Origin of the sequence: Legionella spiritensis, from assembly GCF_900186965.1 — a bacterium.
GTDB lineage: Bacteria > Pseudomonadota > Gammaproteobacteria > Legionellales > Legionellaceae > Legionella_C > Legionella_C spiritensis.
On sequence record NZ_LT906457.1, the window covers coordinates 1,816,871 to 1,840,714 of the forward strand.

Consider the following 23,844-nt stretch of genomic DNA (forward strand, 5'->3'; position numbering starts at 1 on the left):
GCCATGTGTCTTGCAATTCCGGTGCAAGTTACCCGCATACTGGACGATCAGCGTGCGCTGGTTAATCTGGGTGGTATTGAAAAAGACGTGTCTCTCGCTCTCGTTGACAACGTTGAGGAAGGCGATTATGTCATTCTTCATGTAGGCTACGCCTTGACCAGACTCGATGAAGACGAGGCTCAAAAAACGTTGCGCCTGTTTGCCGAAATGGTGCCCGGAGGCGAACAACCATGAAGTACATCAATGATTTTCGCGATGAACAATTGGCTCAGGCCCTGACAAACGCTATCGCAAACACCGTACGTTCCGATCGAACGTACCGGCTTATGGAATTTTGCGGCGGCCATACTCATACCATTCACCGCTACGGTTTGCCCGGCCTGCTTCCGGACAATGTCAAGATGATTCACGGACCGGGTTGCCCGGTTTGTGTATTACCGGTCAGCCGCATTGACAAGGCCATCGCACTTGCCAAACAATCTGATATTATCCTGTGCAGTTATGGCGATATGTTGCGCGTTCCCGGTTCCGGGCAGCAAAGTCTGCTGCAGGCCAAAGCCGCCGGGGCGGATGTGCGTATGGTTTATTGTGTGGACGACGCTTTAAATCTTGCCCGGAAAAATCCCGACAGAGAAGTGGTGTTTTTCGCCATAGGTTTTGAAACTACGACGCCGCCGACGGCACACGCCATTAAAGAGGCCGAACGATTACAACTTGCCAATTTCAGCGTCTTTTGCAATCACGTCCTGACCCCTGTGGCCATGGAGAGTTTGCTGCAGACACAACAGAAGGAAACCGGCTCAGTCCAGCTTGACGGCTTTGTGGGGCCGGCCCATGTCAGTATTGTGATCGGCAGCAAAGCTTATGAATCCGTCAGTCAAAAATACCGCAAGCCCATCGTCATTTCAGGGTTTGAGCCACTGGACGTGCTGCATGCCATTTTAATGCTCATTCAACAAATCAATGAACAACGCTGCGATATCGAGATTCAGTACACCCGTGCCGTATCCAGAGAGGGTAATACACGCTCACAGGCATTGATGGGCGACGTCCTGGAATTACGCCCCTCATTTGAATGGCGCGGTCTCGGTTTTATCCCGGAAAGCGCCTTGCAAATCAAGTCGAAATACGAGCGATACGATGCGGAGAAGCGGTTTTCCCTACCCGACACCACAGGTGTCGAGCACAAACGATGCGATTGCGGCGCTATTTTACGAGGTCTCAAACAACCCACCGATTGCTCCTTGTTTGCCACCGTTTGTACACCGGAAAACCCTTTGGGTGCGTGTATGGTTTCTTCAGAAGGCGCCTGTGCCGCCGTATACGCATATGGACGAGTGAATACATGAACGACCTGGATACGACAATCAACGAACTTCTCCCGAAGAAAAAAAGAATTGGCTCAAAACTGAATTTCAAACACGGCCGTGTGGATTTAAGCCATGGCAGCGGCGGACGCAATACGGCTCAACTGATCGATCAGCTTTTCTTATCCGTTTTTGATAATGAATGGCTCGCGCAAAATAATGATCAGGCCTGTTTTACAGCCACAACCGGCCGTATGGTGATGAGTACGGATTCGTATGTGATTTCCCCCTTGTTTTTTCCGGGCGGCGACATTGGATCACTGGCTGTGCACGGTACTGTCAACGACATCGCCATGGCCGGTGCGAAGCCGCTTTATCTATCAGCCGGATTCATACTGGAAGAGGGTTTTCCCTTAAGCGACTTGAAAAAAATAGTGTGCTCCATGGCCAGGGCGGCGCAACAAGCCGGCGTTGCCATTATTACCGGTGATACCAAAGTCGTTGAGCGCGGTAAGGGGGATGGTGTATTTATTACGACAACCGGAGTCGGTACCCTGCAAGACGGCATCCTGATTTCAGGCGACAGGGCCAGACCGGGTGATCGGATCATCGTCAGCGGTTATGTGGGCGATCATGGTGTAGCCATCATGTCCCAACGAAACAACCTGCAATTTTTCACCAGCATTCAATCCGATTCGGCCGCGCTGCATGATCTGGTCGCCCATATGCTCAGCGCCGCCCCCCATATCCATTGCCTGCGCGATCCCACTCGCGGAGGCGTGGCGACCACATTGAACGAATGGGCCAGGCAGTCGCAAGTGGGATTTATGGTTAATGAGAAAAATATACCGATTCGAACCGAAGTGGCCAGCGCCTGTGAATTATTAGGGCTCGATCCCTTGTACGTGGCCAATGAAGGCAAATTACTGGCCATTTGCCCTCCTGACGAAGCCGCAGCGCTGTTGGCTGCCATGCACACCCATCCGCAGGGAAAAGAGGCCGCCGACATCGGTGAAGTCATTGAAGATCCCCGGCACTTTGTGCAGTTGCGCACCAAAATGGGCGGCCTGCGGATGATGGACTGGCTGGCCGGCGAACAATTACCAAGGATATGCTAGGGATGAACAAAGAACGATCCTTTTTTTTACCTCATGCTCAATTGCAGGACTTGCTTGACGCCTTAAAGGCCTCAGGTTACCGCTGTGTCGGACCGCAGGTTCGTGACGCCGCCATCGTCTATGATGATTTAACCCATGCGTCCCAATTACCCTGGGGTATACGCGATCATCAGGAGCCCGGTAAATACCGGCTGGAGAAACTCGATAAGCACGAGGCTTTTTCCTGGGCGAACGGCCCGCAAGCCATCAAGCCCGTACTTTTTAAACCCAGAGAAACCGTCTGGCGTGTCGAGCGTGATCAAAAAGGAAAACTGGCTTTTGTTCCCTGCCAGGCCGATGATGAGCAACCCGTTGCCATTATTGGCGCCCGATCCTGTGACATTGCGGCTATGGTTATTCAGGACAAGGTATTTATCAATGGCACCGGGAGCGATGTCCGCTATAAAAATCGGCGTGACGCCTTGTTTGTCGTGGCCGTCAATTGCACGTATTCCTCCGGCAACTGTTTTTGCGTTTCGGCAGGAACCGGACCCTCGGCCAAAGACTCCTACGATCTGGCCATGACCGAACTCGAAGACGGTTTTGTTATCAAAAGCGGCAGCGAGCGCGGTGAAAAAATCCTGACCATGCTTTCATTATCGTCGGCACATGAAACCCGGAAACAGGACGCAGAAAAACGGGTGACACAGGCGGCAAAAACCCAGACCAAACGCATTCCTCTGGACAATCAACGAGGACTTCGGGATTTGTTGTTCAGCAATCTGGGTCATCCCCGCTGGGATCACGTAGCCGAACGTTGTCTGTCCTGTGGCAATTGCACCTCCGTCTGCCCTACCTGCTTTTGTCACAGCGAACAGGATAAACCCGCTTTGGACGGAACCGCAAGCGAACATCAACGCGAATGGGACTCCTGCTTTACCGCGGGACACAGTCATCTGGCTGGCGGCCAACCCGTACGTGACGACACACGAAAACGTTACCGTCAATGGTTGACACATAAGGTAGGAAGCTGGTTTGATCAATTTGATACCAGTGGCTGCGTAGGTTGCGGACGTTGTGTGACCTGGTGTCCCGTTGGCATTGATATTACGGAAGAATTAGCAGCGATCTCGGGGGAATCCAATCAACGAGGGACAGACCATGATTAACGCCAATACCGATCCCTGTTTGCCGTACCCGATTGAAATCATTGCCCGAACACAGGAATCCCCCACCATATTTAGTCTGGAAGCCCGGTTTACCGAGTCAAAACACCACGAGTATTTTTCATTTCATCCCGGACAATTCAATATGCTGTATCTGTATGGCGTCGGCGAAGTCGCTATATCCATCTCATCGGATCCGGACGAAAAAACATACCTGCGCCACACCATTCGTGCCGTGGGACGAGTGACCAAAGCCTTGCAAACTATAAAAAAAGGCGATCAACTTGGACTGCGCGGCCCATTTGGTCAAGGCTGGCCGGTTCATCAGGCACAAGGCAAGGATGTTGTCATTGTCACCGGAGGACTAGGCTGCGCCCCCACCGTTTCGGTTATTAATTACATCCTGGCCAGACGTCAAAAATACGGGACATTGACTCTGTTACAAGGCGTCAAACACAGCGAGGATTTTATTTTTCGCAAACAATACGCCTTGTGGCAGCAATCACCCGACACTCATGTCCACATCGCCGCCGATCAGGCCGGACCGAGATGGCCATGGGGTATCGGTTATGTCACCGATATGATTCAGTCCATTACCATTGATTCCAGTAAAACCATCGCTATGTTATGCGGCCCTGAAATGATGATGTACGCCGCGGTAAAGGCACTGGTTCAAAAAGGCATGGCCGAGGATAATATTTATTTGAGTATGGAACGAAATATGGCCTGTGGTCTGGGCCACTGCGGCCATTGTCAGTACGGCGGATTGTTTGTCTGCAAGGATGGTCCGGTTTTCGCTTATCCTAAAATCAAGGCGTTATTCAGCGAGAAAGGATTTTAGCCATGGGAAAACCACGTCTGGCGGTACATAAATTCACCTCTTGTGACGGTTGCCAGCTTGCTTTTCTTAATGCCGGTGAGTCGTTACTCGTATTATCACAATTGATGGATATCGTACATTTTGTTGAGGCTGGCATGATCAATGCGGATGCTAAAGTCGATATCGCTTTTGTAGAAGGCAGCGTGTCAACACCTTCTGAAATCCAGCGCATCAAGACGATTCGTGATAACAGCCAATACCTGATAACCATAGGCGCCTGCGCGACCGCGGGCGGTATACAGGCGTTGCGTAACTCCGCGTCACATAAGGAATGGATGGCCAGTATCTATGCTTCACCGCAAACCATCGACACCCTGGAGACGTCAACGGCGATTTCCCGCCATGTCAAGGTCGACTGGGAGTTATGGGGCTGTCCGGTTAATACCGGACAAGTCCTGTCAACCATACGTTCCCTGTTATCCGGTGCCACACCCGGCATCGTTCGTGATGCGGTATGTCTGGAATGTAAACGCCTGAATCAGGTCTGTGTGCTGGTGGCCAGGGGAGAACCGTGCATGGGTCCGGTAACCCAAACCGGATGCCACGCTTTATGCCCGACTCATGGCCGAGCCTGTTATGGTTGTTATGGGCCGTCTGAAAATCCCAATACCCATTCCCTGGGCAAGCAATTTCAGAACAACGGGTTATCCGGCCATCAAATCGCCGATCAATTTTTGCATATTAACAATCAAGCGCCAGTCTTTCAGGAGGCCGCCACTTATTTTAAAGGGGTGAAAGTTGTCAAAAAATAAAAAAAAGACCATTCATGTGCCCATCCTGGCACGGGTGGAAGGCGAAGGTGCGCTTTGCGTGCAAATCCGCGATCACAACATTGAATCCCTGCAACTCAAAATCTACGAACCGCCCCGCTTGTTTGAAAAATTCCTCGAAGGCCGCTCCCACGAGGAAGTCCTGGATTTCGTCGCTCGAATCTGCGGCATTTGTCCGGTGGCTTATCAAATGAGTGCCGCGCATGCCATCGAGCATTGTTTTATCGTACAACCCGGGAACTGGGTTCGCGACATGCGCCGTTTGTTTTATTGCGGCGAATGGCTGGAAAGCCACAGTCTTCATATTCATTTCCTGGCCGCTCCTGATTTTCTCGGCTTTCACTCCGCACCCGAAATGGCCAAAGTGTACCCGGAAGAAGTACGGCGAGGACTGCGTTTGCAATCACTGGGCAATGAATTGATTCGATTGTTGGGAGGACGCTCCGTTCATCCGATCGGTGCCTGTATCGGCGGCTTTTACCAGGCGCCCAGGCCGGAAGCCGTCAAGGATTTATCAAGGCGAATTCGCGAGCGCATTGAAGATTGTCAGGCGTTAATTCGCTGGCTGGCCGGCCTGGCGTTGCCGGACAATACCCATGAATTTACCTGTGTCTCGTTGCGCCATCCTGACGAATACCCCATGAATGAAGGCCGCATCGTCTCGGATCAGGGGCTGGATATCAGCATTGAGCAATTTGACCAGCATTTCCGGGAGTTTCAGGTTCCCTATTCCACCGCCTTGCATTGCCTGCTGGAGGGCAAGCCCTATCTGGTCGGACCATTGGCACGGCTCAATCTTAATTATGATCGTCTGCCGCAATCGCTGCAAACGTTTCTGAAGGATAATAATGTCCATTTCCCCAGTAAAAACATGGTACACAGCATCATAGCCCGTGCGGTGGAAATCTATTACTGCGTACTGGAAGCGCAACGCATTCTTGAGAATTATACTTACCCAAAATACCCTCGCATCGCCTTTACACCCCGTGCCGGTACAGGATATGGTTGTACGGAAGCGCCGCGCGGCTTGTTATGGCATACCTATGACATGGATGAGCAGGGTCATGTTCGCACGGCTCGTATCGTACCGCCAACCAGCCAGAATCAGGCCAGAATCGAGGAAGATTTGCGTATTTCGCTGGCGCGGTTCGGCTTACAGAAGCCGGACGATGAATTACGTGCCTACAGCGAAATGCTTATCAGGAATTATGATCCCTGTATTTCCTGCTCCACGCACTTTCTCAATCTGACGGTGACTCGCACATGAGCGATCTGCGGGTTTTGGGGATCGGCTCCCCCTTCGGCGACGATCGGCTAGGCTGGGAAGCGATTGCCCTGTTACAACAACAAAATACCCTGAAACAATACTCCAGCCGGCAGTTACAGATCAGCCACTATGACAGGCCGGGATTACGACTGCTGGAATTGATGCAAGACGCCGCAACCGTGATTCTCATTGACGCGGTGAAAACGGGGGCCGCTCCCGGAACCTGTCACCGTCTTGAAAACAGGAGCATCGGCGGCTTTCACAATCAGCTATCGTCTCACAACATTGGTATAGCCGAAACCATACAACTGGGGCATGCGCTCAATCAATTGCCGAAACGAATGATTTTATATGGTATTGAAATTCAGGAGATATCCAGTCAATTTGAACTGTCCGCTATTGTGGCTTCCGCCTTGAATTTACTCGTCATGCGGATAGAAAAGGAAATCAAGGCACTGTTGGCTTAACCCTGAGGGCGCCCTGTAGCCCGCCATGAAGGCAAAGCCGAAATGCGGGAAAACCCCCTCACATGGGTACACCCCACTTCTCTGTGTGCGGTATTAGGACACGAAACCCGCAATACGGCCGCAGGCCTCCTTACGGGCTACCTAATGGTACAGCCCTGTAACCCGACATGAAGGCAAAGCTGAAATACGGGAAAACCCCTCACATGGGTGCACCCCACTTCTCTGTGTGCGGTATTAGGACACGAAACCCGCAATACAGCCGCAGACTTCCTTGCGGGCTACCAAAACCTGGCCGTTGATTACACAAGCGGACAGCGAACCGCAACCACATGAAACGCATCTATCACAGCTGCCGTATCCCAGCCTCTATCCATAGCGGCCTGAATAACACCACACGATGCAAAATCAAAATTTGTATTGGGCACCCAATAATAACGATTGGCGTCAAACATCACCTGAAAGGCTTTTTGCGCATTCCAGCCAGGCTGATGCGCCAGCAAAAAGAAAGCACGGTTAAACACACCGCTTGAAAAATGCACATCCAGACCTTCGTGGTACTCTTCGGCCGAAGCAATGGAATAGCCATCATCGCCGGGATTTTCCATATAGCGCAATGGTATGCCGTCCAGAGCTTCTTCCCGCCCTATACTCCAGTCTTTACCGTCCCAGTACCAGGGATATAATCGGCTTAAATAATCCCGTAACGCCAGATCGGCCATATCCGAAAACGCCTCATCAATGCCGCCGGACTGTCCGTCGTAAATCAGTCCGGAGTAATTGTTCGTCACGTTATGACTTAATTCATGAGGGATGGTGGTCTGGCTCATCGGGGCAAAATACTCTTCTCCGTTCCCGATCACAATTTGCTGATGAGAATGGATACGGCCGTTTTCATATTCGGTTCCAATGGCAAAAGCGTTATCCAGATTGGCAACATGAACATACGCCCGAACAGGCAAATCATCGCCGAATGGTTTATCGTCACCGTACAGTTGCTGATACATATCCAGTGTTGTCTGGGCGAAGTACATGGCGTCATTAACAGGAGATAATCCTTCGTTGATCGGCGCATAGCCTCCATCGTCATAATTGACATATTGCGTATGCCTGCTGCAGGGATAGGAAAAAACCGGATATTGATCTTGTGTTGCCGCACTTATCGGAAACAAGTCCCAGTCAAACGCCTTGTTTTGCAGATTCACCACCTCAAAATTACTATTGGCGACCCGACAGGTTCCCCCGGCCACCGTGACATCAAAACGCCCGAGACTGTTGATCCGGGAATCGGGCTGGCCGTAGTAAAAATCTCCGGAACGCGACGGCAGGCGGATATAGTTCCCTCCGGATCCCTGCCCTACGCGTCGGGTACGTAACGCGTTAAACGCCTTTAACACGGTGCCGTCATTGGCATCAATAATTTTATTGGGGTTAGCCGGTTTATGGTTATCCATAGTGTAGTATTTCACATGGTAAGCCAATCTGGCTTTTTTGTTCCTGATGTAGATCACGGTTTTCAATGTGATGTTCTTGCCACCCCGAGCCGCGATTGTCCTGATCACAGATCCCTTGTTTAAGGCCGGCGTCAGGGAGGATATATCTTTTTCAATGCCTGAAACCATATAACCGCTGTAGGAAATCTTCCCTTTGCTGTGCTCAATAAGTTGATAGCCCCAGACCGGTATACCCTTATAAACCACTTGATAACGGCGGTGCCCGTTTTTGTCTTTTACCAGTTGCAACTGATTCTTGAATTGCGTCGCGGCTATTGAAGGCGGTATTTTTCCCCAAATTGGCTGGATTTCAGCGGCGTGAACGGTTAAAGGAATCAAGGTTAACAACAATAATGTTTTTTTCATGAAAACGTCCTGTTTCGGCTCTGAGTGGGATCTGATACTCGTTGCCTGTCATTTTGACTGACGAGTTAAGCGAATAAAAATATTTGCAGTTGTAAAGCGAGTTGTCAACCAATACCGGTTTCCCGGCAGCCTGCGACCTCTTACAGGCAGCACGTTTCGTTTATGACTTTTTCTTCGCCATTTAACTGACTCAGAATAGCCTCATTAACCGGCTTGCTGTTTCTATGATCAAGGAAAGCTTGCATACCAATTTTACAATATGCCACAAATTGATCGGCGCTACGCGGGATATCATCCGCTTTCTCAAACGCTTCTACCGGCAAAATATCATAGTTCAGGCAGAGGGATTTCGCATGAAATACCAAATTGGTCAGGATAAGGGTAGGGAAAATTAAAAATCCTGGCCCATCAATGATTTCTTTCCATACATCGAACCAGAACCCTTTATTTTTATAGAGATTAACCGGATGTATGGCTTTTGGTTTCCTATAATGACACATTTCGGGAGGCTCGTCAGCGGATTCGAACCATACAAAAACGTGTGCTTCCCGCGCGATCAATTTTTCAATTAAGTCATCTTCCCTTAAAAAACAGGCGTAATGCAGCAGGGTAAACTTTTTATTGTCCATGACATGAATATTAATTTCATCCATCGCAACCAGTTTGGCCGCCACGTCAATTAAACCGGTCTTTATAGCCAATAAGGCAGGAGAATTACCTAACGACACAGCGTTTAACTCATCTTCACTCATACTGTCTATCAATGCCAGACATGCTTCGGAATCCCTTGCCAGGATGGCTTTGTGAAGCTCGTTGTTATTTTCCTCATCGACAGCCCGGGGACTTTGGTGAAAACGATACATAATAAATTCTCTCTCAATCATTTAATCTTTAGCGCACCGAACCTAAATCCCTGTCTTTTTCCCGCGCCTCACTAAAATGAGTCAACTCCTCGCATGCGACAATCCTGTTATCCTCCAGTGTGAATTGCGCCATCACCTTGCCTTTAACCGGAAAACCTTCTTTGGTCAGCGCATCGATCAAATGAATGGTCGCAACCCTGTTACCTTCTGCCACCATGGATTTGAAGGTGACAGATAAACGCTCGATGCGTTTGCCTTGCGCTTTAATATGGGCAATGAAATCCTGAAAATCCAGTTCATGACCATCCACCCACTGCCGATAATTTCTGGAAAAATACAAACCGATGGTTTCTTCGTCATGGTGTTTTTTTTCAAAAATAACCTCGAACGCTTTTCGTATTATATTTTTATGATTTTCTTCCATTTGATGATCTCCATTGTCCTCGAAAAATGGCCATTTCATTGGACAGTAATTATGAATTAAACCACCCCTTTTTGCAACAATAGTCAACAATAAGAATTAATTGTAAGCACTAAACTGCTATAATTATAAATAAACAAAATCATCGGGATGCTTATAAATTAAACAGGAAATACAATGGACAAGTATAGTAATCGCAGAGAGGCTGGTAAATTTCTGGCAAAGCAACTCTCTGATTACGCCAACGACCCGGATGTCATCGTACTGGCTTTGCCACGAGGAGGCGTACCCGTCGCTTATGAAGTCGCTAAAGCGCTTTCTGTACCACTTGACGTTTATATTGTGAGGAAGCTGGGTGTCCCGGGCCACGAAGAGTTGGCTATGGGTGCCCTGGCATCAGGTGGCACCATGATATTCAATGAGGAAATTATCAATACACTCTTCATTTCCGAAGACGCAATAAACCAGGTCATTCAGGCGGAAGAAAACGAGCTAAAACGACGTGAACAAATCTATCGAGGAAAGCGACCTTTCCCTGATCTGAGCAACAAAACCATCATTCTGGTCGACGACGGCATCGCAACCGGCGCCACCATGCGCGCAGCCATTAATGGATTATACAAACAAAACCCCGCTCGAATTATTATTGCAGTACCCGTCGCCGCTTTATCCACCTATGAGGAAATGTCCGTCCTCGCAGATAGCATAATCTGTCCCCTCAAACCCGTTAATTTCCACGCCGTTGGCTTGTGGTATAGCGATTTCTCACAAACCACGGACAAGGAAGTCACCGATTTGCTGGCCAGAGCCCATGAACACTACATTGCCGAGATATCGACGGAGCGTTAAGGACAAATCATGATAAACCTTTCTACAAACAGGGAGCATGAAACCACCATAACCCTGGATGAGGTAAAGCTTGATGGCATTCTGCACATTCCATCAAAAGCCACAGGACTTGTCCTGTTCGTTCATGGCAGTGGCAGCAGCCGTTTAAGCAGGCGCAACCAATACGTTGCCAGTGTTTTAAACAAAGCGGGCCTGGCCACTCTGCTATTTGACCTGTTAACGCCCTCTGAAGAATCAATTGATATTTACACACGCGAATACCGCTTTAATATCCCGTTATTGTGCCAGCGATTAATAGACACCACTCACTGGTGTCTGATTCAGCCTGCCACCAGGCATTTGCAGATAGGTTATTTTGGTTCAAGTACCGGGGGAGGCGCCGCATTACTGGCTGCCGCCCGGGAACCTGAATCGGCCAAAGCGATCGTGTCCCGAGGCGGCCGACCCGATCTGGCCGGAGACTATCTTCCACTAGTCAAAACACCTACCCTGCTGATTGTAGGCGGGAAAGACGACGTCGTAATAGAGTTGAATAAAACGGCCATGGCCAGGATGAATTGCCCGGTCAAACTGGAAATAGTTTCCAAAGCCACGCATTTGTTTGAAGAACCGGGCACATTAGCGACGGTCGCCAGGCTGGCCCAGTCCTGGTTTACAACATTTCTGGGCAAGGGGGATAACGTTCATGGATAAAGATGCCCAACACCATTTAATTCAAATACTGGATAAGAATATACATCCCTTAACGGACAATTACTCATCCCTGCTTGATGAAATAGGCGACAAGCGGTTTGTGATGATCGGCGAAGCGACGCACGGTACTTATGAATTTTATCAGACTCGTATTGAAATAACCCAGCGGCTCATTAAGGAAAAAGGATTTATGGCCGTCGCCATTGAAGGAGATTGGCCTTCCGCTTATGGCATTCATCGATTTATCAAAGGAAAGGGCAACAGGACTGACTGGGAAAGCGCGTTAAGGGATTTCAACAGATTTCCGGTCTGGATGTGGCGTAATTCAACCATCCCGCCATTTATCCAATGGTTGCGCCGCTATAATGACTCTATCAATTCCGCCAGGGAAAAAACTGGTTTTTACGGTCTGGATATTTATAGTTTGCAATCCTCCACGCATGCCGTGATTGATTACCTGATGAATGTCGATCCGGATGCCGCCGAACGCGCCAAAAGCCGTTATGCCTGCTTTGATCATATCAATATTGATCCTCAGTTGTATGGCTATCTTACCAACCTTGGCATAAAAAAATCCTGTATCGACGAAGCGGTTACCGTTTTGGTTGAACTCCAGCATAATGCGTTTGAATATCTCGGACGCGATGGCATAACCGCGGAAGATGAATATTTTTTTGCCACCCAAAACGCCCGTGTCGTCAAGGACGCTGAAATTTATTACCGCTCCATGTTTGAAGGGCATGTCTCTTCCTGGAATGTAAGAGATCATCATATGGCTGAAACGCTGAATACGTTAGCCGCTCATCTGGAAAATAACTTCAAAAAACCGGCCAAAATAGTGATTTGGGCGCACAACTCTCACGTAGGAGACGCCCGGGCAACGGAGATGAGTGAACGAGGGGAAATTAATATTGGTCAACTTTTGCGGGAGCAATACGATCAACACGTCTATAGTATCGGATTTTCCACGTACGACGGTTACGTCACCGCAGCGTCCGATTGGGACCAACCCGCGGAACGTAAAAAAATAAATCCGGGATTACAAGGCAGTTATGAAGACTTGTTTCATCAATTAAGATCCAACAATTTCATTTTGTTTTTAAACCATAATCTATCTTTGGAACATTATTTGAAAATACCTCGGCTGCAGCGGGCGATTGGTGTCATTTACCGTCCTGAAACCGAGCGTATGAGCCACTATTTTTTCACGCACCTGACCTATCAGTTTGATTGCATCATTCATTTTGATAACACCAATGAAGTAGAGCCTTTGGAAGTCATAACAGTTTAGAACAACAGGCTCTGTGTGTGCTATGATTTTCTATTATGCTCCAAAATCTGGACTATTAGTCATGCTGGAAACGCAAAAAGGATTGTTCGTTACCACAGGTTCAAACCAGGCTATTGACGCGATCAATCATTTTCACCATCAAATACTGGGGTTTGGAAAACAGGCCGGTGATATCCTAACAGCCGCCAGCGATCACCCGGATAACCTGCTCATACAAACCTATGCGGCGATCTTTTATCTGTACGCTCAGGAAAACGAAGCCACGGTTACCGCCGCAGATTATTTGATGCAAGCGGAAAAACAATTACATAACGCGAACCGGCGTGAGCAATTGCTTTATCATGCCGCCGTTGCCTGGCAACGCCGTGATTTTGAGTGTGCCATTGCCTTGTTTGCCGCCGTGACGGATTTGTTTCCACGCGATACCCTGGCGTTAAAATTTGCCGAGTGGCTTTTTTACTGCCAGGGACAAGCGTACAAGGGGCATCAATACCTGGCTTTGTGTGAACAATGCGCCGGTGAAAATCAGGACGAATCTCATTTTTTAGCGATGCACTCTTTCGCCCTGGAGCTCAGCGGCCATTACGATAAAGCCAATGATATGGCCGAACAGGCCATATCCATGAATCGTCTGACCCCCTGGGCCCATCATACCCTGGCCCACGTATATCTTTTAAAAAACGATATAACAGGCGGTATTAAACGGTTGCAAACATTACAAGGAAGCTGGAACGACATTTTACCCCTGTTAAAGGGACACAATACCTGGCATCTTGCTCTTTTTCATTTAGCCTGGCGAGACAATGCCGCCGTATCATACCTTTTCCCGGAGATCTTCGGCACCATGCCCGATACGGTATCCGAACAAATCGACGCTATTTCCCTGTTATGGCGCATGGATATGGCCGGATTACCACAAGATACCTTGTTCCAGTCCTTACTGCCCCACTTGAAGCAACATCCCTTTGAACATTACACCGGATTCAACAGTGCTCATTTTATCTATTGTCTGGTAAGAAATGGAGAAATGAAACTCGCCGACACGTCCTTGAAAACTATTGAGGCTCATGCCAGATCGCAGCCCAAGGGCTGCGGCCAAAATCTCTGGCGCAATCTTGTTTTCCCGTCTTGTAAAGGTATTTATTACTTCGCACAACAGGATTATAAAACGGCACAGGAGACTTTAGCGCCCGTTATTGAAAACTACTTGCAAATGGGCGGCAGTGACGCACAAGACGAACTCTTTACGCAAACGTATTTACTCAGTTTGTTACGCACCAACCAAAAAGATAAGGCTTATCAGTTTTTTAATCGCTATTTAAAACATTACCAGAATACACCTCTGGCAGAAAACTGGTTTTCTTAACAAGGAAAGACATTATGAAATATTTATTACCCGTAGTACTCTCATTAGTCTGTAGTGCAACCGTTGTTGCAGCATCAACGTCTGATTTTGTAGTTTGCAAAAGCACGTATGCCTTATGCACGACTGCAAAATGCGCTCCCGTAGCCGGTAAAAAAGATTTGGTATCATGTCATTGCGACGTCAAAACAGGATACTCTGCTTCGCAGCAACCTTGCCAGGGCCTGAAAAAAATCGGGGGGGAGATATCAGTTTATTCGCGTTATTATCCGGTGCGCAGTTATGCCGTCTGTACCAACAAACGCCCCTGGGCATGGTGTCTTGACAAACCCTGCCTGGTTGACAGGCAAAATCCATCCAAGGCAACTTGCACATGCTCTCTGGTCAAAAATCTCGGTGATTACGTCATTGTAACCGATAAAAAAAGCGCATCAACATGCACGACCGGTATCATATCATCAGCGACCGTGGAACAAATTACCCAAATAACGGACTTTTTAAAAACAACACAGGAATTGCCGCCCGACCCCATTAAGGTATTAAAATAAAAGGGGGGTAATTGGTTAATTTTTTACAGATAGCAAAATAATTGCGCGGATTGCAGGTTGGGCCCCTGGCCCAACACCCTCAGGAAATAAGCTGGAGCGTTATGCTAACCAACCATTTTTTTGAGCCAAGGACTCAACCTGCCCAAAAACACGTCCTGGTTATTTATTAATGAAAGACCGTATCCGGATACTTCAAAGTTTGTTCACCAATGGCCTCCAGAAACTGTGCCGCAAGATCTTCGTATTTAACAAGTCCACTATATAATGTGAGATCGTCAACTATCTGCTTGATAGCTCCATCCCGGTAATTCCGTATATATAATTTATCTTCAAACTGATCGGATTGACAGTCCAGTTCTGATAAAAAAATCCGTGCTGTTTGCATATATTTTTCTATCAAACCTCCAGCCTGATTCAAGCCGGCAAAAAAACCAAGATTTAGTGAAGCACTTCGAATCGCCTCATCTAATACAACAATTTGTTTATTCCAGTAATCATTTAATTTCCTTTCAGTTTCTGATTTTTTAAATTTCATTTTTCATTCCTCAAATTAACATTTTTTGAGGAATATATAGGTAAATTATTAAGAAAATATTAACTTCTAATAAAAATATCGTCATTCGCCAAAGGAGAAATTAAGTCATAAAGCTCAATAAAATGGCCAGAAAAACATGATCAATAACGTTGCCACAATAGACAGTAATACGGTAAGGGGAAGTCCCATACGCCAAAAATCGGAAAAAAGATAATTTCCCGGCCCTATGACCAACGTATTGGATTGATGGCCGACCGGAATAAGAAAAGTACACGACGATCCGACTGCAATCGCCATAAGAAACGGATCCGGTGAAGCAGCCCAGTCGGATGCCACCATAATGGCAATGGGTGAAAAAATCAGGGCGACTATGGACGTATTGATAAAATTCGCAAATAACATGCACGTGACAATCAAAAGATAAAGATTCAACCCTATAGGCAAAGATTGACCAAAATAATGAATCCCTTGCGCTATCAGTTTTGCGGTACCAGTACTCTCCATCGCCTCCCCAATCGGAATTAAAGTACCTATTAACACGATAATAGGCAAATTAACACTCTGATAAGCCCTGTCAAGACTGATACATCCGGTAAGCACCATGGCGGCCGCCGCGGTAAAAAAGGCAACATCAGGACGAAGTAAATCGGAAATGACTGCGGCAATGGCCAACCCGAAAAACGTCATAACCTTGATAGTCCCGCTTTTTGAAAAGGAACGAACGTATTTTTCTTCAAAAATAATACTGTTTAAATCATAAAGCCTGTCCTGAGTTATTTTCTGTTCTGATTTAATCAGGATAGCATCCCCGGGTTTCAGGATAATTTCCCTTAAACTTTCGGTAAATCGGGCGTTTCTTCGAGAAATGGCAATGACTTCTATGCCATAGGTTTCAATCAGATTAAGTTCCTTAATCGGTTTACTGCATAAAAAAGACTGCGGCAATAATGTGATTTCGGAAAGAAAATAGTTGTGTGAAATTTTTGATGATTTAGGTTCATTGATTAAATTATATTGATTCATCAATTCACCCGCCGTCCATTTATCCGTTTCCAGAATAAAAACATCGCCTGTTTTGACCACATAATAACCCAGATTTTCGCGGATCACTTCACCATCTCGCAGGATGGCCAGCAAATTAGCCCTGCCTTCATACTCTTTCATCATACGTATGATTTTGGTGTGGATTAATGGGGAGTCTGATTTGACTTCAAGTTCCAGGGTAAATTCCTCAACGTATTTTTTTTTATCACCCACCTTTTGCAGATGAATCAATCGCCATCCAACCAAAGACATAAAAACAAGGCCGACAACCGCCACACTCAAACCAACGGGGGTGAAATCCAGAAAATGGAAAGGACTTCCGGAAACAGTTCTCCGGTATTCCGATACAATGATGTTAGGTGTTGTGCCAATTAAGGTAATTAATCCGCCCAACAGGGAACTGAAAGACAAAGGCATCAACAGCGCTCGTCTGGGTATATTTTTTATACGGGCAATTTTTAAAGCGACGGGAATCATCAACGCCACGGCGCCGACATTATTTATAAACGCGGATATAAGTACTACCATGGAACAAAGTACAAAAATCTGTTTGGGAATATTTTTGCGTCGTAATCGGAGATAATTTGCCATTTCATCAAGCAAACCGGTATTCTCAACGGCTCGGCTGATTATAAATACGGCAGCAACCATAATGACCGCGCTATGACTAAAACCGATAAAGGTATGTTTGACAGGCACCAGCCCTAAAAAAACACTGAGCAGGAGAGTCATTGTCGCGACGACGTCATACCGTAAAAAACCTGTAATAAAAAAAAACAGAGCCACGATTAAAATTGATAACATTAATATCTGATCGTAATCCATTACATTGCTCAATGTTATTCATGAACCATTTGACCACATGCAATTGCAAGTAAAAAACATCAACGTTTTTTAACATTTCATGGCATGAAACAAGCATGTGGATGATTTGATGCTGCCTTACATTTGCATCGGACAAATCATAATGACATAAAAATATCCGGCGCCAGGGTTATTTTTTGCCGGCATCGTCCTTCAGCTCCAGCCACATAGCATTTAATACTGCCAGGGTACAGGCGAGTCCAGTACCCAAAATCCAGGAAAAATACCACATATCCTCTTCTCCTAATAAGCCGTTTCCTGATTACGTGTAATTGTTTCTTCCGTCACCTTACCTCGCAATACCCTGTAAACCCAGCCCGTATACAGTATGACAATCGGCAGAAAAACAAGCGTTGCGCCCAACATGATAAACAAGGTTAAGTGGCTGGATGAACTATCCCAGACCATTAAACTTTGGGCCGGATGGGTTGAAGACGGCAGGATAAAGGGAAACATACTTAATCCTACCGTTGCAATAATTCCGATAATGGCCGCCCCGCTGCACAGGAATGCGATTCGGGCATATCCTGAGAAAATAACCGCCAGGATGGGTGCGGCAATCCCGGCTAGCGGTGCAACCAGAAAAACCGGGTAGCGCATGTAATTGGCGAGCCAGGCTCCCTGTTGTTGTATGGCGGTTTTATACAACGGATTGGAAGGACCATCATGAGCAGTGACACCTACCAGGCTGTAACCATCGATACCATAATAAAGCCATACACCACCGCCAGCAAACAAAACCGTTGTTAACAAGGCAAAATACCGGCTCGTGCTTATAGCACGGTACTGTAAACGGGAATCGGTCTTAATGTTGAGAAATAACGATCCGTGCATGACCAGCATACTTACGGAAAGCAGTCCGCACAATAGTGCAAATGGATTAAGCAGATTTAGAAATGTACCTGTATAAAACGGACGCAGGCTCTCGTCAAAATAGAACGGAACACCTTGCAGCACATTGCCAACGGCCACGCCAAAAACCAGAGCCGGAACAAATCCGCCGACAAACAAGGCCATATCCCAAAAGGAACGCCATAGCGGATGAGTCAGTTTGGAGCGGTATTTGAAGCCGACCGGCCGTAGAATCAATGCGAGAAGAATAAGCAACATGGCCAGATAAAACCCTGAAAACGACAAGGCATACAGCATGGGCCAGGCTGCAAAAATAGCACCGCCTCCAAGAATAAACCATACCTGGTTCCCTTCCCAGGTTGGGCCTATGCTATTGATAACCACGCGCCTCTCCACATCGGTTTTGGCCAGCCACGGTAAACACATTGCCACACCAAGGTCAAATCCATCCATTACCGCGAAACCGATAAGCAACACACCAAGTAAAACCCACCAAATCACCCGCAATGTTTCATAATCCAAAGGCATGATCGACCCTCCTAATGAGCCAGGTTATCGGGACCAAGACGAATATACTTAACCATCAAATAGACTTCCACAATAGCGAGAACCGTATAAAAAATGATAAATCCGGCCAATGAGGTTAATACCTGCGACGCACTCAACGAGGAAGTGCCCATCATTGTGGGCAATACGCCCTGCACGACCCATGGCTGACGCCCGTATTCGGCAACAATCCATCCCAGTTCCGCTGCAATCCAGGGCAGAGGCAGTGACCAGAAAGCCACATGAAGATACCACCGGGACGTGTGGATTTTTTGTCTGGCCGATAAATAAAAACCTGTGGCAAACAGCAGGATAAAAAACATGCCGCACGCAACCATGATCCGGAAGGAAAAAAACAGAGGCGTCACATGCGGCTGCAGATCATTAGCCGCCTGATTAATTTGCTCCTCGGTAGCATCGGTCACTTTTTCCGTATATTTTTTAAGGAGTAAACCATAACCCAGCGCATTGCCATGGGCCTCAAAATCCGCCCGGGCCTGCGTGTCCTCGGGATTTTTCCGCAAACGGCTCAATGCGTCGTAGGCTTTCATACCTTCATGAATCTTTACTTTCCCCTCCTCAATTAACTCACTGATTCCCTCCAGCGGCTCGTTGATGGAACGTGTTGCGATAAGTCCCAACACGTATGGGATGCTGATATCGTAGTCCGTTCGCTTTGTCTTTTCATTAGGCAGACCAAAAAGCGTGAGACTGGCCGGCGCCTTTTCAGTGTGCCACATGGCTTCCATAGCCGCGATTTTCATTTTCTGGTTGCTGTTGGCCAGATAACCGCTCTCATCCCCCAGAACAACCACAGACAACGCCGAAGCCAACCCAAACGACACGGCGACAGCCATGGATCGTTTAGCGAATTCCATATTGCGTCCCCGCAACAAAAAATAGGCGCTCACCGCCAATACAAACACGGCCCCCGTCACATAACCGGCACTGATGGTATGAACGAATTTTGCCTGTGCGACCGGATTAAACATCACTTCGCTGAAATCGGTGACTTCCATACGCATCGTTTGATAATTAAATGACGAGCCGACCGGGTTCTGCATCCAGCCGTTCGCGATTAGAATCCAAAGCGCGGACAGGTTGGTTCCCAATGCCAGCAACCAGGTGCAGCACATATGCTGAATCTTGCTTAACTTGTCCCAACCGAAAAAAAACAGTCCGACAAACGTCGCTTCCAGAAAGAAAGCCATTAATCCTTCGATAGCCAGTGGCGCCCCGAAGACATCACCGACATAATGCGAATAATAAGACCAATTCGTTCCGAACTGGAATTCCATCGTCAATCCGGTAGCGACTCCAAGAACAAAGTTAATCCCGAACAATACCCCCCAGTATTTAACCATACGACGCCAGATTTCCCGTCCGGTCATCACATAGACGGTTTCCATAATAGCCAGCAATAAGGACAAACCCAGCGTCAGAGGTACAAAAAGGAAATGGTACAGCGCTGTTAAAGCAAATTGCAGGCGGGACAGATCGACAACATCACTTCCGGGAATCATAATCAACCTCGAAGATTATAAATTTGTAAATTAGGGCGTGTTTTTCAGGTTATGTATTGGAATATCTTGTTGGGTTGTCTATCGACAACCCAATCTGCCGAACCATCAGTCAAAACCAAATGACAACGGCTTCTCAGCGTAAAAAAACAACCCATAATGTATCGTAAAATCAAATCCATAGCCAGTTAAATTACAAGCTCCGGATTCCAAAATTCGCCGTTTGACAATCAGGCGTATCAAGAGATTCGTTTTTAATCGGTTCGGTGAATAACATGCGTCACCACACCCCATATTACCATGTCCAGATCCTCGGTAATATCAATGGGTTTGTAGTGTTTGTTTTCAGGCATTAGCCGCATACGGCCATCCTGATGTGATAATCGCTTGACGGTCAGCTCCCCGTTAATCGCGGCAATTACTATCTTGCCATGCACCGGCTCCAGACTTCTATCGACTATCAGCATATCACCGGAGGCAATACCGGCTCCGATCATGGAGTCACCGGAGGCAACAACAAAAAAAGTGGCTGCCGGATGTTTCACCAGATGCTGGTTCAGATCCAGATAGGTTTCTATATAATCGTCAGCCGGAGAGGGAAATCCTGCTCGTACCGTACTGGAATACAACGGTAACTTATTTGACGCCTGGCCGCTGTCCAGAAAAGCCCTTACCTCGGACACACGTGAAAGTGGTATCCGCATGGATTTGGTTGTCTCACCGTATTTACCCTGGCCTCTGGGCCGCCCCGCCCCCGCTCGTTTGCCGCCATGACTCATAGAGAATGTTATCTTGAATTAAGTGACCAAAATCAAATTTTATACCGTCATCCCGGGTTTGTAAATCCTCTTTAGCCCTTGCCGCGACAAATATCAAACAAAAAATCATAAACGCCGTAAATGTACTAGAATTATTAAATACCTGATATGAAAAGGATAATGAATTCATCGCAGGCTTGGTGAATTAAAATACATCCACTTATCATTATGAAATGGAAAATACTGATATTACTGCTGTGTTTGCCTGTCACCATAACCCACGCTCTTAGAGTCGGAAATGTCTGGTTTAAACCCCCTTTTGTCATTACCGGGCAAACGGGTTTGGATATGGAGCTGATGCACAGGATTTGTCACTGCATGAAGGTAACCTGTACCTATCAGCCAATGCGGCTTCCTGAATTGTATACGGCACTGGCTGAAAATAAAATCGATCTGGCGATTGGCGGAATTACCATATCACCACTGAAATCCAACGTCCTGTATAGCCTCCCTTACCTGCCAAGCAAAGGCCATTTTGTTGTCACAGCGGATATCCGTGCCAAATCCGTTGCGGATCTGGCCCCTCATACCAAAATTGGTGTTATCCGCGAATCAGCCTATGAAACCTATTTAAAAACTCACTATCCGGATCAATTACAAATTGTTGTGTACGACGCCATGATTGACATGCTCACCGATATGAAAACGCATGTCATCAGCGGCATTTTGATTGACGACCCGATGGCTACCTATTGGGTGCAAAACTCCAGTAACGCACAAAAATTATTGGGAAACCCTATACCAATAGGTGATGGATTCGGAATCATGGCAGCCCCGCAAAATGCGAATTTAATCCGGGAAGTGAATCAATGTCTGCTTCGCATGGAAGAGGATGGCAGCTATCTTACCCTTTATAAAACTTACTTTAACTAGTGCCGTTTTCATTTGGTTTTGACCGGTTTGGTTGTACAACATACTTCCTGTAGCCCGTCATGGAGGCAAAGCCGAAATGCGGGAAAACGTTCATTTAGGCACTCACCTGTTTCCCTGGTACCATATTGAAACATGAAGCGCGCAATACAGCCGCAAATCTCCCTGCGAGCTGCCGCGCTTTTGTAAAAAAATGGTGCGAAATCACTCCAGAACCTGATTTAATAGCAGCAAATAATCCTTATGATCGGCAATATTTTTCATCAGGTACTTATGAATAAACCATGTTAAAGACGCTTTTTTCGCCTGTGGGGCATCTCCATACTGAATTTCAACAGCCAGAGATGATGCGGCGAGCAGAATAGCCATTTGCTCAATTACGGACCGAATCCGTAACGTTTGCTCATCATGCGGCAGAGTCTTCATTGTTTTCATGGCCGCATCCAGCTCCTGTAGCTTTTCTTTTAATAGTCGTTTGTGATCGGCGGCGTCATCAATTTTATCCGTCAATTGTGACAAATGATGCAGGAATAACTCATCAACGGCAAACTTATGAATGTCCCTGAGCGTTTGCATCCATAGCGTAAAGTGCGTACCTTCCCAGTTTTCACAAACGATACTGTCTCTTAATAACCTCGGCAAGGAAGAAAAACTCTCGATCGTTCCATTTCCGGCCAGCAAATCAAGGCAGTGATGGATGTTCTCTACAGAACGCTTGGCTGTAAAATATTTATTAATGTTCGCCAGGGTTCTTAACAAGAGTTTCTGTGACGCAGACTGCTCACTCAACGGCAGAATATCCAGCTCATCCTGACAGCGCGCCATATGAAAAACACTGGCCAGCATAGCCAGATTTTCGGCCTTGATGCCGGCCAATGTTTCTTTAACCAGGGGATAGTCGAAGATATTATGACCAAAAGCCGGGCGGTTTTGCGTGTAGTAATACGCTATCTGATACGCACGGCGCGTTAAACCCAATACGGAAAACGCGTTAAACAGTCTTGATAAATGCAAAACATTTTCCATGACCAGATGAATACCATCCTGAACACGCCCCATAGGATAGGCCACGGCACCATCAAAATCTATTTCAGCCGTCGCCATGGAGCGCGTACCTATTTTCTGTTTCAGCCGGCGCAGCCTGTAATGATTCGGTCGTTCATCCGGCAAGCGGGCAGGTACCAGAAACAACCCCAGACCTTTTGTTCCGGCTATATCCTGATCATAACGCGCAGTCATAAGGATCAAATCGGCGTTGGCATTGGAACAAAACCACTTTTCACCTGTAATACGCCATTGATTGTGATCATCCCTCGCTGCACGGGCCGCATTCGCTCCGACGTCGGAGCCACCCTGGATTTCAGTCAGAAACTGTGCGCCGGTATAGTTATGACTGAAAGACGGATGAGTTAATTTATCCAGATAGTACTGGGTTTGTTCCAGTTGTGAGTGATGGCTTAAAACGCGTATCACACCTGCCGAACAGGCGATCGGGCAATTATGCCCCGCTTCTCCGGCGTGAGACGACAGTAAAAACAAACTCAGCGTTTTTTTCATATCACCGGGCTTAAGCAAGAACCGCATAAGACCCGAGCCATAAATAATATCTCCGGCCCGAACGTAGGAAGCATGATGAACCACCCTGTCCTGCCGTTCGCCAATCGCGTTGTATTGCTCAATGTCGGGAAGATTGGCATCCAGATTATTTTCCATAACAGCCGGCTCCAACCGTTCCGCCACATCACCGGCAAATCGTCTTAATTCATTAATAAATTCCGAATCATCCGAAAAATAAGCCCGGTAAGTATGCATTAAACAGGAGTGATCCGTCAGAATGTTCTCCCTGAGTTGTTTCTGCCACGTTGTGAAATGATTTCTTGCTGTCTGATAATCCTTATCCCCACTCATTTTATACCCCTTGTTTTCCTGATAATCCGTTGGCTGTCTAAATAAAATA

Annotated in this window: 24 protein-coding genes; 14 read left to right on the forward strand and 10 right to left on the reverse strand. The window is 47.2% G+C overall.

Annotated elements, in window-relative coordinates; genetic code table 11:
- Nucleotides 1–3 precede the first annotated feature (3 nt).
- The 8 genes from CKW05_RS08230 to CKW05_RS08265 are packed head-to-tail and all read left to right on the forward strand — an operon-like array spanning nt 4 to nt 6,954.
- Nucleotides 4–234, forward strand: a complete 231-nt coding sequence (locus CKW05_RS08230; protein ID WP_058484495.1) for a HypC/HybG/HupF family hydrogenase formation chaperone — start codon at nt 4–6, stop codon at nt 232–234.
- Nucleotides 231–1,349, forward strand: coding sequence for a hydrogenase formation protein HypD (gene hypD, locus CKW05_RS08235; RefSeq protein WP_058484292.1), 1,119 nt, complete (start codon nt 231–233; stop codon nt 1,347–1,349). Before CKW05_RS08230 ends, hypD begins: the two co-directional genes overlap by 4 nt.
- Nucleotides 1,346–2,425: a hydrogenase expression/formation protein HypE gene (gene hypE / locus CKW05_RS08240; RefSeq protein ID WP_058484291.1), complete on the forward strand. Its 1,080-nt coding sequence runs from the start codon at nt 1,346–1,348 to the stop codon at nt 2,423–2,425. Before hypD ends, hypE begins: the two co-directional genes overlap by 4 nt.
- 2 nt (nt 2,426–2,427) lie before the next feature.
- The gene (locus CKW05_RS08245; protein WP_058484290.1) at nt 2,428–3,573 is read left to right on the forward strand and encodes a 4Fe-4S dicluster domain-containing protein; all 1,146 of its coding nucleotides are present in this window, start codon (nt 2,428–2,430) and stop codon (nt 3,571–3,573) included.
- The gene (locus CKW05_RS08250) at nt 3,566–4,411 is read left to right on the forward strand and encodes an FAD/NAD(P)-binding protein (protein WP_058484289.1); all 846 of its coding nucleotides are present in this window, start codon (nt 3,566–3,568) and stop codon (nt 4,409–4,411) included. The genes CKW05_RS08245 and CKW05_RS08250 overlap by 8 nt, the downstream gene beginning before the upstream one ends.
- A gap of 2 nt (nt 4,412–4,413) precedes the next feature.
- Complete coding sequence (locus CKW05_RS08255) at nt 4,414–5,202, forward strand: NADH-quinone oxidoreductase subunit B family protein (RefSeq protein ID WP_058484288.1); 789 nt, start codon at nt 4,414–4,416, stop codon at nt 5,200–5,202.
- Entirely contained in the window at nt 5,189–6,487 is a 1,299-nt protein-coding gene (locus CKW05_RS08260; RefSeq protein ID WP_058484287.1) for a Ni/Fe hydrogenase subunit alpha, read from the forward strand. The genes CKW05_RS08255 and CKW05_RS08260 overlap by 14 nt, the downstream gene beginning before the upstream one ends.
- Entirely contained in the window at nt 6,484–6,954 is a 471-nt protein-coding gene (locus tag CKW05_RS08265; RefSeq protein WP_058484286.1) for a hydrogenase maturation protease, read from the forward strand. The genes CKW05_RS08260 and CKW05_RS08265 overlap by 4 nt, the downstream gene beginning before the upstream one ends.
- A 299-nt stretch (nt 6,955–7,253) precedes the next feature.
- On the opposite strand, the gene CKW05_RS08270 is transcribed toward CKW05_RS08265, so the two are convergent.
- The 3 genes from CKW05_RS08270 to CKW05_RS08280 form a co-directional block, all read right to left on the reverse strand.
- Nucleotides 7,254–8,810 (reverse strand): M4 family metallopeptidase, encoded by a 1,557-nt coding sequence (locus tag CKW05_RS08270; protein ID WP_095140616.1) that lies wholly within the window; start codon nt 8,808–8,810, stop codon nt 7,254–7,256.
- Nucleotides 8,811–8,950: 140 nt separating this feature from the next.
- Nucleotides 8,951–9,694, reverse strand: a complete 744-nt coding sequence (locus tag CKW05_RS08275) for an ankyrin repeat domain-containing protein (RefSeq protein WP_058484285.1) — start codon at nt 9,692–9,694, stop codon at nt 8,951–8,953.
- A 7-nt stretch (nt 9,695–9,701) separates the two neighbouring features.
- On the reverse strand, nt 9,702–10,097 hold the full coding sequence (locus CKW05_RS08280) for a nuclear transport factor 2 family protein (RefSeq protein WP_065238431.1): 396 nt from the start codon (nt 10,095–10,097) through the stop codon (nt 9,702–9,704).
- A 174-nt stretch (nt 10,098–10,271) separates the two neighbouring features.
- Between CKW05_RS08280 and CKW05_RS08285 the strand changes: the two genes are divergently transcribed.
- The 5 genes from CKW05_RS08285 to CKW05_RS08305 all read left to right on the forward strand — a co-directional run bounded on the left by CKW05_RS08285 (nt 10,272) and on the right by CKW05_RS08305 (nt 14,838).
- Entirely contained in the window at nt 10,272–10,943 is a 672-nt protein-coding gene (locus tag CKW05_RS08285) for a phosphoribosyltransferase (RefSeq protein WP_058484284.1), read from the forward strand.
- A 9-nt stretch (nt 10,944–10,952) separates the two neighbouring features.
- Nucleotides 10,953–11,636 (forward strand): dienelactone hydrolase family protein, encoded by a 684-nt coding sequence (locus CKW05_RS08290; protein ID WP_058484283.1) that lies wholly within the window; start codon nt 10,953–10,955, stop codon nt 11,634–11,636.
- Entirely contained in the window at nt 11,629–12,927 is a 1,299-nt protein-coding gene (locus tag CKW05_RS08295) for an erythromycin esterase family protein (protein ID WP_058484282.1), read from the forward strand. The genes CKW05_RS08290 and CKW05_RS08295 overlap by 8 nt, the downstream gene beginning before the upstream one ends.
- Before the next feature lie 61 nt (nt 12,928–12,988).
- The gene (locus CKW05_RS08300; protein WP_331712928.1) at nt 12,989–14,293 is read left to right on the forward strand and encodes a tetratricopeptide repeat protein; all 1,305 of its coding nucleotides are present in this window, start codon (nt 12,989–12,991) and stop codon (nt 14,291–14,293) included.
- Nucleotides 14,294–14,307: 14 nt separating this feature from the next.
- Complete coding sequence (locus tag CKW05_RS08305) at nt 14,308–14,838, forward strand: hypothetical protein (RefSeq protein WP_058484281.1); 531 nt, start codon at nt 14,308–14,310, stop codon at nt 14,836–14,838.
- Between the two features lie 166 nt (nt 14,839–15,004).
- Here the strand turns inward: CKW05_RS08305 and CKW05_RS08310 are convergent, their stop codons facing one another.
- The 6 genes from CKW05_RS08310 to CKW05_RS08335 all read right to left on the reverse strand — a co-directional run bounded on the left by CKW05_RS08310 (nt 15,005) and on the right by CKW05_RS08335 (nt 20,978).
- Nucleotides 15,005–15,373 carry a hypothetical protein gene (locus CKW05_RS08310; RefSeq protein WP_058484280.1) on the reverse strand — a complete coding sequence of 123 codons (369 nt, stop codon included), beginning with the start codon at nt 15,371–15,373 and terminating at the stop codon, nt 15,005–15,007.
- 114 nt (nt 15,374–15,487) lie between these two features.
- On the reverse strand, nt 15,488–17,242 hold the full coding sequence (locus CKW05_RS08315) for an SLC13 family permease (protein ID WP_058484279.1): 1,755 nt from the start codon (nt 17,240–17,242) through the stop codon (nt 15,488–15,490).
- Nucleotides 17,243–17,411: 169 nt separating this feature from the next.
- Complete coding sequence (gene cydX / locus CKW05_RS08320) at nt 17,412–17,513, reverse strand: cytochrome bd-I oxidase subunit CydX (RefSeq protein WP_058484278.1); 102 nt, start codon at nt 17,511–17,513, stop codon at nt 17,412–17,414.
- Nucleotides 17,514–17,524: 11 nt separating this feature from the next.
- Nucleotides 17,525–18,661 (reverse strand): cytochrome d ubiquinol oxidase subunit II, encoded by a 1,137-nt coding sequence (gene cydB / locus CKW05_RS08325; RefSeq protein WP_058484277.1) that lies wholly within the window; start codon nt 18,659–18,661, stop codon nt 17,525–17,527.
- Between the two features lie 11 nt (nt 18,662–18,672).
- Entirely contained in the window at nt 18,673–20,202 is a 1,530-nt protein-coding gene (locus CKW05_RS08330; RefSeq protein WP_058484276.1) for a cytochrome ubiquinol oxidase subunit I, read from the reverse strand.
- A 251-nt stretch (nt 20,203–20,453) separates the two neighbouring features.
- Nucleotides 20,454–20,978, reverse strand: coding sequence for a LexA family protein (locus tag CKW05_RS08335; RefSeq protein WP_058484275.1), 525 nt, complete (start codon nt 20,976–20,978; stop codon nt 20,454–20,456).
- A 207-nt stretch (nt 20,979–21,185) separates the two neighbouring features.
- Here CKW05_RS08335 and CKW05_RS08340 point away from each other — a divergent pair, with 207 nt between their 5' ends.
- On the forward strand, nt 21,186–21,890 hold the full coding sequence (locus CKW05_RS08340; RefSeq protein ID WP_058484274.1) for a transporter substrate-binding domain-containing protein: 705 nt from the start codon (nt 21,186–21,188) through the stop codon (nt 21,888–21,890).
- A gap of 201 nt (nt 21,891–22,091) precedes the next feature.
- On the opposite strand, the gene CKW05_RS08345 is transcribed toward CKW05_RS08340, so the two are convergent.
- Entirely contained in the window at nt 22,092–23,795 is a 1,704-nt protein-coding gene (locus tag CKW05_RS08345; RefSeq protein WP_058484273.1) for an acyl-CoA dehydrogenase family protein, read from the reverse strand.
- Nucleotides 23,796–23,844 lie beyond the last annotated feature (49 nt).

What these genes read in the sequence shown, in the direction of transcription:
- CKW05_RS08315 (WP_058484279.1), bottom strand. Translation starts at nt 17,242, where the DNA reads ATGGATTACGATCAGATATTAATGTTATCAATTTTAATCGTGGCTCTG.
- CKW05_RS08290 (WP_058484283.1), top strand. Translation starts at nt 10,953, where the DNA reads ATGATAAACCTTTCTACAAACAGGGAGCATGAAACCACCATAACCCTG.
- CKW05_RS08250 (WP_058484289.1), top strand. Translation starts at nt 3,566, where the DNA reads ATGATTAACGCCAATACCGATCCCTGTTTGCCGTACCCGATTGAAATC.
- cydB (WP_058484277.1), bottom strand. Translation starts at nt 18,661, where the DNA reads ATGCCTTTGGATTATGAAACATTGCGGGTGATTTGGTGGGTTTTACTT.
- CKW05_RS08265 (WP_058484286.1), top strand. Translation starts at nt 6,484, where the DNA reads ATGAGCGATCTGCGGGTTTTGGGGATCGGCTCCCCCTTCGGCGACGAT.
- CKW05_RS08280 (WP_065238431.1), bottom strand. Translation starts at nt 10,097, where the DNA reads ATGGAAGAAAATCATAAAAATATAATACGAAAAGCGTTCGAGGTTATT.
- CKW05_RS08285 (WP_058484284.1), top strand. Translation starts at nt 10,272, where the DNA reads ATGGACAAGTATAGTAATCGCAGAGAGGCTGGTAAATTTCTGGCAAAG.
- hypD (WP_058484292.1), top strand. Translation starts at nt 231, where the DNA reads ATGAAGTACATCAATGATTTTCGCGATGAACAATTGGCTCAGGCCCTG.
- CKW05_RS08230 (WP_058484495.1), top strand. Translation starts at nt 4, where the DNA reads ATGTGTCTTGCAATTCCGGTGCAAGTTACCCGCATACTGGACGATCAG.
- hypE (WP_058484291.1), top strand. Translation starts at nt 1,346, where the DNA reads ATGAACGACCTGGATACGACAATCAACGAACTTCTCCCGAAGAAAAAA.
- CKW05_RS08245 (WP_058484290.1), top strand. Translation starts at nt 2,428, where the DNA reads ATGAACAAAGAACGATCCTTTTTTTTACCTCATGCTCAATTGCAGGAC.
- CKW05_RS08310 (WP_058484280.1), bottom strand. Translation starts at nt 15,373, where the DNA reads ATGAAATTTAAAAAATCAGAAACTGAAAGGAAATTAAATGATTACTGG.
- CKW05_RS08330 (WP_058484276.1), bottom strand. Translation starts at nt 20,202, where the DNA reads ATGATTCCCGGAAGTGATGTTGTCGATCTGTCCCGCCTGCAATTTGCT.
- CKW05_RS08305 (WP_058484281.1), top strand. Translation starts at nt 14,308, where the DNA reads ATGAAATATTTATTACCCGTAGTACTCTCATTAGTCTGTAGTGCAACC.
- CKW05_RS08335 (WP_058484275.1), bottom strand. Translation starts at nt 20,978, where the DNA reads ATGAGTCATGGCGGCAAACGAGCGGGGGCGGGGCGGCCCAGAGGCCAG.
- CKW05_RS08255 (WP_058484288.1), top strand. Translation starts at nt 4,414, where the DNA reads ATGGGAAAACCACGTCTGGCGGTACATAAATTCACCTCTTGTGACGGT.
- CKW05_RS08300 (WP_331712928.1), top strand. Translation starts at nt 12,989, where the DNA reads ATGCTGGAAACGCAAAAAGGATTGTTCGTTACCACAGGTTCAAACCAG.
- CKW05_RS08275 (WP_058484285.1), bottom strand. Translation starts at nt 9,694, where the DNA reads ATGATTGAGAGAGAATTTATTATGTATCGTTTTCACCAAAGTCCCCGG.
- CKW05_RS08345 (WP_058484273.1), bottom strand. Translation starts at nt 23,795, where the DNA reads ATGAGTGGGGATAAGGATTATCAGACAGCAAGAAATCATTTCACAACG.
- CKW05_RS08295 (WP_058484282.1), top strand. Translation starts at nt 11,629, where the DNA reads ATGGATAAAGATGCCCAACACCATTTAATTCAAATACTGGATAAGAAT.
- CKW05_RS08340 (WP_058484274.1), top strand. Translation starts at nt 21,186, where the DNA reads ATGAAATGGAAAATACTGATATTACTGCTGTGTTTGCCTGTCACCATA.
- CKW05_RS08270 (WP_095140616.1), bottom strand. Translation starts at nt 8,810, where the DNA reads ATGAAAAAAACATTATTGTTGTTAACCTTGATTCCTTTAACCGTTCAC.
- cydX (WP_058484278.1), bottom strand. Translation starts at nt 17,513, where the DNA reads ATGTGGTATTTTTCCTGGATTTTGGGTACTGGACTCGCCTGTACCCTG.